Source organism: Paenibacillus sp. G2S3, assembly GCF_030123105.1.
Classification (GTDB): Bacteria; Bacillota; Bacilli; order Paenibacillales; family Paenibacillaceae; genus Paenibacillus_AQ.
The window spans coordinates 870,811-885,652 of the sequence record NZ_CP126095.1; the positions used below are offsets into that span (position 1 = coordinate 870,811).

Consider the following 14,842-nt stretch of genomic DNA (forward strand, 5'->3'; position numbering starts at 1 on the left):
TCAAGACCGGCGTGAGGGGAAGTGCTTTCCCATTTTCCGAGATATTCCCGAGTGTGCCAGTCCGTGCTACACTTCAACTATAAAAATGAAATATATAAGGCGGGGATGAGAAGTCATGTGGAGTCATTTCTTTAAGAAGTTATATCATCGCTTCTCTATTCGCTCTTATTTCAGCATCCGGACTAAGCTGCTCTTTTGCTTTCTTATTGTCGCGATTATTCCGCTACTGTCACTGGGAGCCTTGAACTATTATCAATCCGCTATAGTCATTAACTCCCAATTCGGGAAATACGGGGAGAACACCGTGGCACAACTTGATCAGCAGATCAGCTCCGCTTTGAACCGGATGAATCAGACGACAGGAACGATCTATTCATATCTCCTTGATCCTGCGCGGGTGGGACTAGGTGATCACGTTCCGACTACGTATCAGGAGATTATGGATAAAGATGACTTCGAGGCGCTGCTTAAATCACTTAAGACGGATCTGACGAGAGGGATTTATCTGATTACCCGCTCTGGTTATTACTATGGAGAGAATAATCTGGATGTCAGTAAGCTTAATGATATTCCTGCCTGGCGGGCCCTTACTTATTCATCCAAAGGTCCCTATTGGCTGGGCTTCTATCCTATGAATCATGGCATGGAAGCTTCGGATACCGGAGATCCTATCCTGGGGCTCGCTGTACGGATTAATAATCCGGCTGGAACCCAGCATGGAAGCACGATCTTAATAGAAGAGAATGCGCAGGTTCTTCTAGATATGTTCCATATGTTTGAGGAAGATACCAAAGCGCATTTGACGATAACTGGTTCTGAAGGGCAACCCATTTACCAGTCAGATTCTCCATTCACTCCAGACGATAGTGATGTGGTGTGGAATAGGACACTGGCAGCCAACGGATGGAAGATTGAAGCAAGGCTGCCAGCCAAAGCATTTTATTTTTCCTCGAGCCTGATCCGCTCCAACACAGTACTTGTAGCCATTGTTTCTTGTCTGCTTGCCTTTGGGCTAGCTTATATATTCTCATCGAAATTCACAGCTCGAATTCGCAGGCTGAAAGACTCGATGCAGAAGGTCAGCTTTGGCAAGCTACACACGAGGACCCTGGTGGAAGGCAAGGATGAACTCGGCAGCCTGGACACCAGCTTCAACCGTATGGTAGGGGGAATTCAATCCCTTGTGCAGGAAGTGGAGCAGAGTGAGCGGCTGAAGAAGGAGGCCGAGCTTAAGGCATTCCACTACCAAATTAATCCACACCTGCTCTTTAATACGCTGAATTCTATCCAGTGGAAGGCAAGGCTCCAAGGGGCAGAGGATATCCGCCAGATGCTCTATCATCTGACGATGGTGCTCGAAGGTAATCTGGATATCTCTCAGGAGTTGATCACGTTAGGCCGTGAACTCCGAATGATTGAGCATTTTTTGAAAATACAAGAGATCCGTTACGGGTCCGCATTCAGTTATGAACAGACCTGTGACGAAGAGTTTAAGCCGTATCTGATTCCCCGTATGACCCTTCAGCCGCTCTTCGAGAACATCTTTTTTCATGGATTTGAAGATGGGGCGGGTAACATCTCGTTAAGTGTACGGGAGGAAGGCGATCATCTGTTGTTAACATTGTCTGATGACGGTGCAGGGATCACTGCAGAGAAGCTGAAGGCGCTTATGCGTGCAAAGCCGGAAAGCAAACCGCAGGGACGCGGAGGACTCGGCGTTCAGAACGCGAATCAGAAGTTCAAGCTTCATTTCGGACAGCAGTATGGCTTGACGGTGCATTCTACGAAAGGTGAAGGCACTACTATCGTAATTAGGTGGCCCAAGAAGGAGGAGAGTCCGCATGGAGACAACCAAGACCATTAAAGTGTTAATTGCAGATGATGAGAGTATCGTGCGCAAAGGACTTCGCTCTACAATTCCTTGGCATAAGTATGGGATGGAAGTGGTGGCGGATGCGCCGAACGGCCTTAAAGCCTGGGAGGCCTATCAGATTCACCTGCCTCAAATAGTGATCACCGATATCGTCATGCCGGAGATGAATGGGATTGAACTGTTACGCAAAGTTAAAGAGGTCGATAAGGACACCCGGATTATTCTGCTGAGCTGTCACCGTGACTTTGAGTTTGCTCAGCAGGGAATTAAGCTTGGGGCTTCAGGATATCTGCTTAAGACGGCCTTTGAAGATGAAGAGCTGGAAGGAATGCTGGAGAAGTTCCAGAGGGAGCTGACATCGTCTGCTCCCATAGCAGATGCTGAAACAAGCGAAATCTATGGAGAACGTCTGGGCTCTCTCTTGTTTGCCTGGCAGAGTGGACACAGCAGCAAATTTGTTGACGAAATAGATAAGCTCATTAGGGAGAAGCTGCCGCTGAATAGGGAACCCTTGTACATTTATCTGATCAAGACCTGTGGATGCGATTGTACTTACCTGGATCTCGTCAAGCTTAATGAGGATGAGAATAGCCGGATGCCCCACAGCGCATCTGTTATCATCCCATACGGTGAGGACCTTTGCTACTGGATTGTACCTGGTGACGAGCTGGAGATTGCGGACAGTCTGCTCGTTCAGATGAAAAGCCAAATCGAGAAGCTGAAATGGGCTAAGAGAGGACCGCTGGGCAACGCTGAAGATTTAAGCAAGGCCATCATGGCGCTTCACAAGGAAGCGGAAGTGGAGAAGCTGCATGGTATTTCGTCTCAGGACTGGCCTGAACCGATATGGAAGGCCGTGAAGCTTCTGCATGAGAACCCTGGAGCGGATTGGTCGGTTAGCGATTTGGCGAGCCAGGTGGGACTTAGCCGAAGCCATTTCTCGATCTTATTTAAGAAGACGGTTGGCGACAGCTTTGTGGCTTTTCAATATAAAAGGAAGCTTAAGCTGGCCAAGGCATTGCTACGGGATACGCAGTTGACGATGCAGGATATTGCGGAGCGGACAGGGCTGGGCGACAGTAAATATTTCAGCAAATGGTTCAAGCGCTGCACGGGTCAGACGCCTAGTTATTACCGCATACAACAAAAAGACGCCGTGATTCGAACAGATGGACACCCCGGCCTGTAAATCGAACAAAAGTACGCAAACATTCGAATAGATATCGGTTTTGAACCGCTTTCATAAAAGTTAAGATGAAAGCGGTTCAATTATTATTACCTCATTCAAAGGGGAGGCTGCCACAGTGAAAAAGAAAATTTCTCTTATTGTACTTGCCACTACGTTAATGGCAACTATGGTCACAGCTTGCGGGGGGAACAGTGAGCCTTCATCATCCACAGGTGCCGCAGGCTCAGGGGAGACGAAGACGCTTCGTTTTGCGACATGGGATACCGGAGACGCGCTCAAGATTGAGCAAGACATCGCCAAGAAATTCGAAGCAGCCCATCCGGGCACGAAGGTTCAGGTAGAGGCTTATGCAGACGGTTTTGACCAGAAGCTTGCCGCTGGATTCGGGGCGACCAATCCGCCTGATGTGATGTATATGTGGGATTTCCCAACCTATCATCAATCTCTAGAACCGCTGGACAGCTATTCGAGCAATGATAAAGAATTGAACATCGAAGATTTCTATCCGGGATTGTTCAACTATGGCAAAATTGACGGCAAGCTATATGGCATTCCGGCAGGGTTCACCACACGCGTGGTCTATTACAACAAGAAGCTGTTCGAGGATGCCAAGATCCCTTATCCGAAGGATGGATGGACATGGACGGAGTTCCAGGACATCGCGGCCAAGCTCAGCGATAAGTCGAAGAAGCAGTACGGATTCGGGGTTCGCGCAGAGAACGATACGTATGACCTTCAGAGCTTCGTATGGAGCAACGGAAGCTCGTTCATCTCCGATGACGGGAAAACGATTGAAGGATTTATGAACAGCAAAGAGACAGCTGAGTCCATCCAGATGCTCGGCGACATGGTTAAGAACGGCTCGGCTGTGCTGACCGGAGGCAAAGGCCAGCAGAGCGGAGATGACATTTTTAAAGCGGGTAAAATCGCTATGTGGGAGAGCGGTATCTGGCCGCTGGAATCGTTCAAGACGGCAGGCATAAATGTAGGTACGGTCGAAATTCCTGCGTTCCCGGGCAAACCGGTCAAAGGCGTGCTCGCGGAGTCCGCTTTGTCCATCGCCAAGGATTCGAAGCAGAAAGATCTGGCCTGGGAATTCGTGAAATTCTATGTGTCTAATGATTCGATCAAGATGCGTGTGGCAGATCTGCCTGTAAGGGTCAGTGTCGTAAACGAGCTGAAGAAAGATCAGGACCCGCTCTATAAACCGTATTACACAATGCTGGAACGTTCCAGCAATACACCTGCGTTCCTGCTAAATCCGAAATGGAATGAAGTGAACCGCCAGCTCTCTGCTGCGGTGGAAGCGGTTATGCACGGCAGCAATGCCCAGGAAGTGCTGAATCAGGCTGTTAAAGATAGTCAACGTTATTTGAAATAACACTTTACAGAAAGAAGGTTAAGAGATGGCTCAGACCTTTCTGCATCAAGCAGGGGAGCCTATGGCCCAGCTCAAGCCTACACGAAGACGTAGTTGGGGTAGGGCTGTTCCCTACCTCTTCATTTTTCCTTGGATCTTCGGATTCCTCGTGTTCACCTTGGGGCCATTGTTATTTTCCCTTATCATCTCTTTTTTTGATTGGCCGATTGTCGGCGAAGTGCACTTTATCGGGTTTGGCAATTATGCGGAAATGTTTACGGATGACCCGTTATTCTGGACCTCACTCGGGGTCACCCTCAAATTTGCGGCTCTGTTCGTTCCATTGAACATCATTGTGGCGCTTGGCCTTGCGATTCTCTTGAATCAGAAGACACGGGGCAGTGCTATATTCCGAACCGCCTTTTATATTCCCTCCGTTATATCCGGTGTCGCTCTGGCAATGATCTGGTCTTGGGTATACAGCGGTGATTATGGGATTCTGAATTACTTCCTGTCTCTAATCGGTATTCAGGGCCCTGATTGGCTCAACGATAAGCAATGGTCATTAGTAGCAATGGTGATTGCAAGTCTTTGGGGACAAGGCTCGATGATGCTGATCTTTCTGGCTGGTCTTAAAGGGATTCCAAAAGATCTTTATGAATCCGCTTCCATTGATGGGGCAGGTAAGCTCAGACAATTCTTCAGTGTGACGATTCCGATGATCACTCCGACGATTTTATTCAACTTAATTACTTCCATTATTGCAGCCTTCCAGCAGCTGACTCTGGCTTTATTGCTGACCGGAGGCGGTCCAATGAAAGCAACCTATTTCTATGCCATGTACATGTATGAGAATGCGTTTAAGTATTTCAAAATGGGATATTCGGCAGCTAACGCCTGGTTCATGTTCCTGATCGTGCTCGGCTTGACCTTTCTTGTGTTCAAATCCTCGGAAGCCTGGGTGTTCTACGAAGGTGAAATGAAGAAGAATCCTCAGGAGAAGCTGAAGGCTCAAGGAAGGAGACGTTCTTTGTGAAGAAAATACTCGTATACGTTCTGCTGCTCTTTTTTTCACTGTTGTTCATAGCCCCGCTGTTCTGGGCGGTTACGACTGCGCTCAAGTCACAGTCCGAGCTGTATCTTTTTCCACCTAAATGGATTCCTTCTGTATGGAAGTTCAGCAATTTTGCAGAGGCGTGGAACATTCAGCCCTTCAATATGTTTCTGAAAAACACACTGATTATTACCATCCTGTCAACGTTCGGCCAACTGATTTCATGCACGCTCGTAGCCTATGGATTCGCCAGATTTCAGTTCAAGGGCAGGGACTTTCTGTTCCTGGTTGTGTTGGCAACAATGATGATTCCTTGGGAAGTCACTATGATTCCGCAGTATATGCTATTCAACGTTCTGGGATGGATTAATACGCTCAAATCCCTTATTGTTCCGTCTTTCTTCGGATCCGCCTATTTCATTTTCCTGCTGCGGCAGTTCATTCTCACCATCCCGCGTGAGTTAGACGAAGCAGCTACAATCGACGGTGCCAATAAGCTAACCGTATTGACGCGGATTATTGTCCCGCTGATGGGGCCTTCGCTGATCCTGGTCGCTGTGTTCCAGATAATGGGCTGTTGGAATGATTATCTTGGGCCGCTCATTTTCCTTAACGACCAAACAAAATACACATTGACCCTAGGACTCTCACAATTCAAAGGGATGTACGGTGTGGATATGCAGTCCATTATGGCGATTACAGTTCTGATCTCGATCCCGCCGCTGGCAATCTTCTTTTTCGCCCAGCGCTACATCGTTGGCGGCATTGCGACTACAGGCATTAAAGGTTAGTTCGCCGCAGCGGGTTCGGAAATCTAATAACAGCACACAGCGCAGAGTAGAGAAAAGAGAGGAGAAATGAACCATGTCACAGCAAACTATCAGGAGGGATTGGGATGATCTTGGCATCCTTCAGCGAGGGCGGGCCAAAAGCCGGGCCTACTTCATCCCCTATTCTGACTGGTCAGAGGCACTAACTTACAATAGGGGAAGCTCACCCTGGTTCAAATCCTTGAATGGTATGTGGAAGTTCAACTATGCAAAGGGGCCAAAGTGGGCGCCGGAACACTTCTACGAGGAGGAATATGAGACTTCCGGCTGGGATGAGATTCAGGTACCGGGACACTGGCAGCTACAAGGGTACGGAACTCCGCATTATACGGATTTATATTATCCGTTTCCGGCAGACCCCCCGCATGTGCCTGATGAGAATCCGACGGGCAGTTATGTGAGAGCGTTCATGCTGCCCGAATCCTGGAACGGGCGGAATGTCGCCATTAAGTTCGACGGGGTGGATAGTGCGTTTCATATCTGGGTGAACGGTAAATTGGCCGGATACAGTCAGGGCAGCCGCCTGACCTCAGAATTCGATCTCACTCCTTATGTGAAACCGGGCCACAATACCTTAGCAGTTAGAGTGTATCAATGGTCGGACGGCAGTTATCTGGAAGATCAGGATATGTGGTGGATGAGTGGGATTTTTAGAGATGTGTATTTGCTCTCCGAGCCTACTTCGCTCCGCATTGCCGATTATCGGATTATAACGGAACTGGATGAATCAAGTCGTGATGGGATCTTATCCGTTCATGTGAACATACAAGGGGAACCTGCTGAACAGGGCAGTCTGCGGCTTGAACTGCTTAAGCGAAGTGGTGAATCTGTTGCATGGGCTGAGGATCGGGTTACTGCAGGAAAGAATGTGCAGCTTATAATGCCTGTAGGACAGCCGGAACTGTGGAGTGCGGAATCGCCCAATTTGTACCATCTGAAGATCACTTTGTTGGATGAAAATGGAGAGACAGTAGAGATGACGGCCCAGCGAGTTGGATTCCGCACAGTTGAGGTGCGCGGCGGACAATTCCTGGTGAATGGAAAGGCGATTCAACTCAAGGGAGTCAATCGTCACGATCATCACCCGGATACAGGTCGCACTGTCACCGTCTCCACCATGCTGCAGGACATCAAGATGATGAAGCAGCACAATATCAACGCCGTAAGAACCGCGCACTATCCGAATGATCCCCGGTTCTATGATCTGTGTGATGAGTACGGCTTATATGTTATGGAAGAGACCGATCTGGAGACACACGGATTCGAACTGCTAGGCAACATTTCCAGACTCAGCGATGATCCTGCCTGGCAGGAAGCCTACGTGGAGCGCGTTCAGCGAATGGTTGAGCGCGACAAGAATCATCCTTCCGTGATCTTCTGGTCGCTTGGGAATGAGTCCGGCTTCGGCTGCAATTTCCGGGCGATGGCGCAGTGGTGCAGAGAAGCTGACCCAACACGGCTTATTCATTACGAAGAAGATCGCGAAGCTGAGGTCTGTGATGTGGTAAGCACGATGTACTCCTCCGTTGAGAAGATGGAAGGCTTCGGTCAGTTGACTGATCATCCGAAGCCGCATATTCTGTGTGAATTCGCGCATGCCATGGGCAACGGCCCCGGTGGATTAAGTCCTTATTTTGATACTTTTGACAAGTACGATAGACTGCAGGGCGGCTTTGTGTGGGAATGGATTGACCACGGGCTGAGCTGGAAGACGGCGGATGGGAAGGCTGATTATGCTTATGGCGGGGACTTCGGGGATGTGCCCAATAACAGCAACTTCGTCATAGATGGTCTAGTCCGGCCGGACCGAACGCCATCACCGGGCCTGCTTGAATATAAGAAAATTATCGAGCCGGTTCGGGTCGAGTATATAAGCAGGAACAAGGTTAATGTGATTAACCGCTATGATTTCCTGACACTGGATCACCTATATGCTGATTGGAGCATTACCATGGATGGACGTACCGTTCAAAGCGGGGTTCTTGCACTCCCAGAGATTGAAGCGGGCGGACAGGCAGAAGTGGAGATTCCTTATGACCACAGTCTTTATGCTCTCCTTCGCAGTGAGGATGCGGAACAGTGGCTGAACATCAGCTTCTCGATCGCCGCTGACTGTCTTTGGGCGGATCAGGGTCATGAAGTGGCTTGGGCTCAGTTTCTAATGCAGGATGAGTTAGGCAATCGTGTTGGTGATAGTCATACAGAGCATTCAGATGACCCCTCCCATGCTGCTACCCGGATGGGAAGTCAACTGATCAGGCAGAATCTTCACTGCACAGAGGCTGCTGGGCAGATCATTCTCGCAAATGATGATTTCCGTATGACCTTTGACACGCGGAGCGGTCGAATCGGTTCGCTTCGTCTGAATGGCAAGGAACTAATGAAAGCCGGACCGCGCCTGAATTTCTGGCGTCCGCCGATCGACAATGACATGTATGTGCTACCGGACTGGCGTAAAGCACACCTGGACCGGCTAACAGAACGTGTTGGTGAGGTTAGCTGGACCCGGCTTGACGAAGGAACTATCTGTATTACTGTCAGCTCAAGGATTGCTCCACCAGTCTTTGATTGGGGTTTCCGATGTGTAACTACCTATACCGTAACCAGCATAGGGCAAATCACTATGGATGTGCAGGGCACACCGGAGGGCAAACCGCCAGAAATGCTGCCTAAGATTGGACTCCAGATGGAGATTCCAGACGACATGGATCGGGTGAAATGGTATGGCCGGGGTCCCGGTGAGAATTATTCGGACAGCAAAGAGGCATGCCGTGTTGGAGTGTATACAGCTTCAATTGATGGATTATTCACTCCATATATATATCCGCAGGAGAATGGAAACCGGATGGATGTTAGATGGATATCCGTCACAGACGCATCCGGACTTGGTCTACTTGCTGCGGGTATTCCGACTCTTGAATTCAGCGCGCGTCGTTATACGGACAAGGATCTTGAAGAAGCACAACATGAAAGCGAGCTTGTTCCGCGAGACTTCATCACGCTGAATCTGGATTACCGGCAGAATGGGCTGGGCAGCAACAGTTGTGGACCTGCCCAGATGCCGGATCATAAGGTAACATCGGAAGCTTTTAAATTCCGCATTTTGCTCATTCCGTTTTTATCAGAAGATACCACGCCGGAGTGGCTTGCTAGACAAATGCTGTACGGGTTACCACAGCCACATTAATGAGAGGAGGGCACAGCATGCTCCACACACAGGATGTACTCAATTTAAGCGGAAAGATAGCTGTTGTTACCGGAGGTGCTTCAGGTATTGGCCTTGCTACGGCCGGACTGCTTGCAGATTTCGGAGCACACGTGGTTGTGCTGGACATCAATGTAAGGCAGGGGGAGCAGGCTGTTCATGAGATTAAAGGGCGGGGAGGGGAAGGAAGCTTCCACCGCTGCGATGTCTCCTCTTCGGAGGACTGCAAGCGTGCCGCCTCAGAGATTGAGAACGCGCACGGCAAAGTCGATATTCTGTTCAACAATGCAGGGATAATCCGCCGCAAGACCGTTGTCGAGCTTGAGGAAGCCGACTGGGATCTGGTGATGGATGTATCACTTAAGGGCGTCTATCTGCTCTCCAAATATATGATCCCGGTGATGGAGCACGGAGGCGGTGGCAGCATCATTAATACCGGCTCCGGCTGGGGCCTTAAAGGCGGGGACCGCGCCGCTTCCTACTGTGCAGCCAAGGCTGGAGTGGTCAATCTCACCCGAGCCATGGCCATTGACCACGGTCCCGCGAACATTCGCGTGAACTGCGTGTCCCCAGGCGACACGGATACGCCGCTTTTACGCGATGAAGCCAAGCAGCTTCAACAGGACGAAGCTACCTTCCTCGTAGCCTCTGCTGGGGGACGTCCATTGGAGCGATTGGGTACACCACGTGATATCGCAAATGCGGTATTGTTCCTAGCCAGCGATCTGTCTTCCTGGGTCACCGGAAGCGTACTTGTTGTGGATGGCGGGGGCATTGCCTAACGACTAAGAAATGAACACTTAACATCAACCTTTTAAGGACGGAGGCGTTAACCTTGTCTGAACACAGAACTTATGCCCATCCCTATATTCCGAACACAGTACCAGAAGTCCGGGAGGCCATGCTGAAGGAAATCGGCCTGAGCTCCATCGACCAGCTGCATGATGCGATTCCGGATAGTCTGAAGCTCAAGCGGGAGATGAATCTTCCTTCAGCTATGAATGAATATGAGCTTCGTCGACATATCGAGGCTCTGCTTGCGAAGAACAAGCATGGCGCCGATTATATCAACTTCCTCGGGGCTGGCTGTTGGCAGCATTTCGTTCCGGCGGTATGCGACGAAATTAATCAGCGCTCGGAGTTCGTGACGGCTTATGCAGGAGAGCCTTACGAAGACCACGGCCGATTTCAGTCCTTGTTCGAGTATCAAAGCCTGATGGCCGAACTGGTTGATATGGACGTAGTTAACGTTCCAACCTTCGACTGGGCACAGGCGGCCTCCACAGCCATTCGAATGGCTGGTCGGATTACAGGCCGTAGGATTGCGCTGCTCTCCAGCTCCGTCGATCCGGATAAAGCCAAGATTATAAGCAATTACTGTACACCTGTAATGGAAATTAGGTACGTGGAAATTGATCCGGTGACTGGAAAGATAGATCTGGAGGATCTGCAGGGTAAGCTTGAGGAAGGAACAGCGGCGTTCTACTTCGAGAATCCGGGGTATCTGGGAGTTATAGAGGATCAGGGCGCTGAAATATCTGAGCTTGTGCACGCGGTGAATGCTATTACTATTGTGGGCGTTGATCCGATATCCCTTGGCGTACTGGAACCTCCAAGCCGCTACGGTGCTGATATTGTCTGTGGGGATTTGCAGCCGCTAGGCATGCATATGAACTATGGCGGGGGTCAAGCCGGATTCATCGCTACCCGGGATGAAGAGACATATGTGATGGAATATCCGTCCCGCCTGTTCGGTATTGTTCCAACAGAAGTGGAAGGCGAGTATGGCTTCGGAGATGTGGCCTATGAGCGTACATCCTTTGCCCTTCGGGAGAAGGGGAAGGAATCGGTTGGAACACAGACAGCGCTGTGGGGAATTACCGCTGGAGTCTACCTATCCCTGCTTGGACCAGCGGGTATGCAGGAAGTAGGGGAGACCATTATGCAGAAATCCCAGTATGCTGCGGATAAGCTGTGTGCCATTCCCGGGGTCTCTTTGCGATTCAAAGATACAGCCTTTTTCAAAGAATTTATCTTAGATTTCAACGAGACCGGAATGTCTGTCGCTGAGATTAACAAGTGTCTTTTGGAAAAAGGGATTTTTGGAGGAAAAGATCTGTCGTCTGCTTATCCCCAGTGGGGACAATGTGCTCTTTATTGCGTAACTGAAATTCATATGCAGTCAGATCTGGACCGGCTTGCGTCAGCTATCGAGAGCATTGTCTGCAAGCCTCAATAATACAGAAGAGTAGGAGGAAAGCCATGAAACGGATTCGTAGAGATCATAAGGTGCGCCGCTTTCACCAAGCCAAATGGGATGAACCGGTGATCTTCGAGCTTCACCGACCGGGTGAGCGCGGAGTGATCCCGCCAGGCACTGAGGCTGGAATTGCCGAGGTTGTCGGTCAAGGCTCAGCCCGAATTCCATCAGCCATGCGGAGAAAAGAAGCGCCGGCACTTCCCGAAATTGGTCAGGCTAAAGTTCTTAGACATTATTTAAGACTCTCTCAAGAGACTTTAGGTTCCGATCTTAACGTAGAGATCGGACAGGGGACATGTACGATGAAGTATATTCCCCGTATCAATGAAATGCTTATACGTACCCCAAATCTGATGGAGCTGCATCCACTGCAGGATGCCGGATCCGTTCAGGGGATCCTGGAAATCTACTATAAGCTGGACCTGATGATGCGTGAAATATCAGGGATGGACGCCTTCTCGTTCCAGCCGAGCAGTGGCACCCAGGCCTTGCTGGCCATGGCTTCCATTGTCCGCGCATATCACGATTCACGGGGCGAGGGAGACCAACGGGATGAGATCATTACGACCATCTTCTCACATCCGTCCCAAGCGGCAACCGCAGCGGTTAAGGGGTATAAGATCATTACACTGCATCCTGATGAAGACGGATTCCCTGATCTGGAGAAGCTGAAGAATGCCATTTCCGAACGCACGGCGGGTTTCGTCGTGGCCAATCCGGAAGACACAGGTATATACAACCATCGCATCCGCGAGTTCACGGACGTGGTTCATGAAGCAGGAGGAATCTGCTTCTACGATCAGGCGAACGCGAATGGGCTACTGGGTATCACTCGAGCCAAAGAAGCCGGGTTTGATATGTGTTTCTTCAACCTGCATAAGACCTTTGCCGCACCTCACATGTGCGGAGGGCCAGCTACTGGGGCTCTTGGGGTAACTGATTCCCTTAAGCGTTTCCTGCCGGGGCCGCTTGTTGACTGGGACGGAAGTCGTTATGTCCTTGCAGAGCAAAGCGATGACAGCATTGGCAAAGTACGCAGCTTCCACGGCGTGGCCCAGACTGTGCTTCGTTCCTACGCTTGGATTATGAGCCTGGGGCCGGACGGTCTTAAGAATGTAGCCCAGATCGCTGTACTGAATAATAACTATCTGTATCACAAAATTCTGCAAATCCGTGGAGCCAGTGCTCCTTACATCAAAGGTCGGCGTCTTGAACAGGTAAGGTACAGTTGGAAGCAGCTTACGGATGAGACTGGGGTAACAACGGAAGACATCACCCGCCGGATGTGTGATTTCGGCCTGCATTATTGGACATCCCATCATCCGTACATCGTTGCGCAGCCGTTCACGCTGGAGCCAACTGAATCTTATTCGAAGGAAGATCTTGATGAATATATCGAGGCGCTGACCCATATTTCGAATGAAGCTTACACGCAGCCGCATATCGTCAAATTAGCTCCGCACAACAGCACCGTTCACCGGAATGTGGAATCTTCTCTTGATGATCCTGCAAAGTGGTGTATTACGTGGCGGGCTTATCTAAAGAAGACAGAGCCGGAATAGGGCTTGGTCCTTACAATTAAAATATACATTTGAAAGTAGAGGGGCTCCGAATGGAGCCCTTCCTATTTGACTGTATCACCAAGGAAAGGGGTTATGGGTATGTCTGGGTATATGAGGAACTTGCTGCGCCTGTCTGTCGGCGTCCGCCGGTTTCTTATGACCGAAGCCATGTATGGCATCGGCATCGGTATGTATTCGCTAGTTCTTAATTTGCACTTGCTGTCCAAAGGGATGAAGGAGGATGAAATCGGGCTGCTCATGTCCATAGGTATACTGATCATGGGTGCATTGGCTATTCCTGTATCCATATCGGCAAACCGTATAGGTCGTAAAAAGCTGCTAGTATCCGGCATCCTGTTTATAGCGGCAGGAAGTGCACTTTATGCGATTGGCAATCATTCCGGCATATTCTATTTGGCTCAAACTTTGGTCTCAATTGGCCTTACTCTTGTGGAGACGACTGAGGTGCAGTTGCTATTCCACTATTGTGGCTCGCGAAAGGAAGAAGCAAGTGCCTTCTCCCTGATGTTTGCCGTGTTTACTGCATTTACAGGGGCAGGAACCCTGGCTGCCGGATACTTGCCGAATTCGGCTGATAGTGGGGATGGGTATGGGCTTACGCTACTGCTTGCTGCACTAGTTTTCGTTGTTCACAGTATGATTAGAGGACTCTGGCTTCCCTCTGAGGGGAGGGAAAGCGAAACGGTTAGAACCTCTGAAGTTCTGGAAGTGAACCGTGAAGTCTCTAGCTTGAGGAAAAAGCTGCCTTCCGGCACACTCTGGCTGTTCTCGGTATTCATGGCCCTGCTCGGAGGCGCGATAGCCATCACTGGGTCATTCCTTAATGTAATTGTGAAGTATAGACTGAACTGGATGGATGATAAAGTGTCCATTCTGCTGGCGGTAAGCGGAGTTGTTTTGTTTGCAGCTTCTTTAATGACGCCTTATGTATTAGAGCGTTTTGGCCACAATGTGGCCATCGTATCTGTCTTTTTGGCTAACATACTCGTGTTCGCCTCATTATCCTGGGCTATGCCAGTCTGGATGTTCACAATTGTGTTCCTGGTTCGCGGGGGAGGGCTTACGATGCTGTCTAATCTGCTGGATAGTCAGTTGATGTCTGCCTTTAAGGAGCGGGAGAGGAATCTCTACGCAGGGATGAGATCCGTATTTCGGAGCCTCGGATCATCCGGCGCCGCTCTGCTTACGGGATGGATTTTGATTGGACAGGATTATGAAATCCCCTTTTTTCTGACATCTGTAGTACTGCTTCTCTGTCTGGTTTATTATATCTGGTTCATCCGCCCAATTCTGGATAAAAGGCTGAAAGAATGAATCGCTGTCATCGTCGGCGCAGCGTTCGGTATGGCTTACATAGGGGATTCATCGTTTGAAATTTAAGCTTGGAACGTATCGCATTCATTTGAATTAATATGTATAGCAAGTTATACTTTGATGAGAAATACGGACCCGCTTATCCTTTAACAGATCCGTCCTTAATAAGGTAGG

Annotated in this window: 10 protein-coding genes; all 10 read left to right on the forward strand. The window is 49.7% G+C overall.

The features are described from left to right. Positions 1-115 precede the first annotated feature (115 nt). Positions 116-1,864, forward strand: a complete 1,749-nt coding sequence (locus tag QNH28_RS03845; RefSeq protein ID WP_283910242.1) for a cache domain-containing sensor histidine kinase — start codon at positions 116-118, stop codon at positions 1,862-1,864. Continuing rightward, positions 1,842-3,062: a response regulator transcription factor gene (locus QNH28_RS03850; protein ID WP_283910243.1), complete on the forward strand. Its 1,221-nt coding sequence runs from the start codon at positions 1,842-1,844 to the stop codon at positions 3,060-3,062. Before QNH28_RS03845 ends, QNH28_RS03850 begins: the two co-directional genes overlap by 23 nt. Before the next feature lie 157 nt (positions 3,063-3,219). Continuing rightward, positions 3,220-4,443 (forward strand): ABC transporter substrate-binding protein, encoded by a 1,224-nt coding sequence (locus QNH28_RS03855; RefSeq protein WP_481858374.1) that lies wholly within the window; start codon positions 3,220-3,222, stop codon positions 4,441-4,443. A 61-nt stretch (positions 4,444-4,504) separates the two neighbouring features. Further along, the gene (locus QNH28_RS03860; protein WP_283912044.1) at positions 4,505-5,458 is read left to right on the forward strand and encodes a carbohydrate ABC transporter permease; all 954 of its coding nucleotides are present in this window, start codon (positions 4,505-4,507) and stop codon (positions 5,456-5,458) included. Continuing rightward, on the forward strand, positions 5,455-6,267 hold the full coding sequence (locus QNH28_RS03865) for a carbohydrate ABC transporter permease (protein ID WP_283910245.1): 813 nt from the start codon (positions 5,455-5,457) through the stop codon (positions 6,265-6,267). Before QNH28_RS03860 ends, QNH28_RS03865 begins: the two co-directional genes overlap by 4 nt. Positions 6,268-6,340: 73 nt before the next feature. Then, entirely contained in the window at positions 6,341-9,493 is a 3,153-nt protein-coding gene (gene lacZ, locus QNH28_RS03870) for a beta-galactosidase, LacZ type (RefSeq protein ID WP_283910246.1), read from the forward strand. 17 nt (positions 9,494-9,510) lie between these two features. Next, positions 9,511-10,293 carry an SDR family NAD(P)-dependent oxidoreductase gene (locus QNH28_RS03875; protein WP_283910247.1) on the forward strand — a complete coding sequence of 261 codons (783 nt, stop codon included), beginning with the start codon at positions 9,511-9,513 and terminating at the stop codon, positions 10,291-10,293. A gap of 53 nt (positions 10,294-10,346) precedes the next feature. Next, complete coding sequence (gene gcvPA, locus QNH28_RS03880) at positions 10,347-11,750, forward strand: aminomethyl-transferring glycine dehydrogenase subunit GcvPA (protein WP_283910248.1); 1,404 nt, start codon at positions 10,347-10,349, stop codon at positions 11,748-11,750. Positions 11,751-11,773: 23 nt separating this feature from the next. Then, complete coding sequence (gene gcvPB, locus QNH28_RS03885) at positions 11,774-13,333, forward strand: aminomethyl-transferring glycine dehydrogenase subunit GcvPB (RefSeq protein ID WP_283910249.1); 1,560 nt, start codon at positions 11,774-11,776, stop codon at positions 13,331-13,333. A gap of 99 nt (positions 13,334-13,432) precedes the next feature. Beyond that, on the forward strand, positions 13,433-14,668 hold the full coding sequence (locus QNH28_RS03890) for an MFS transporter (protein ID WP_283910250.1): 1,236 nt from the start codon (positions 13,433-13,435) through the stop codon (positions 14,666-14,668). Positions 14,669-14,842: the final 174 nt, after the last annotated feature.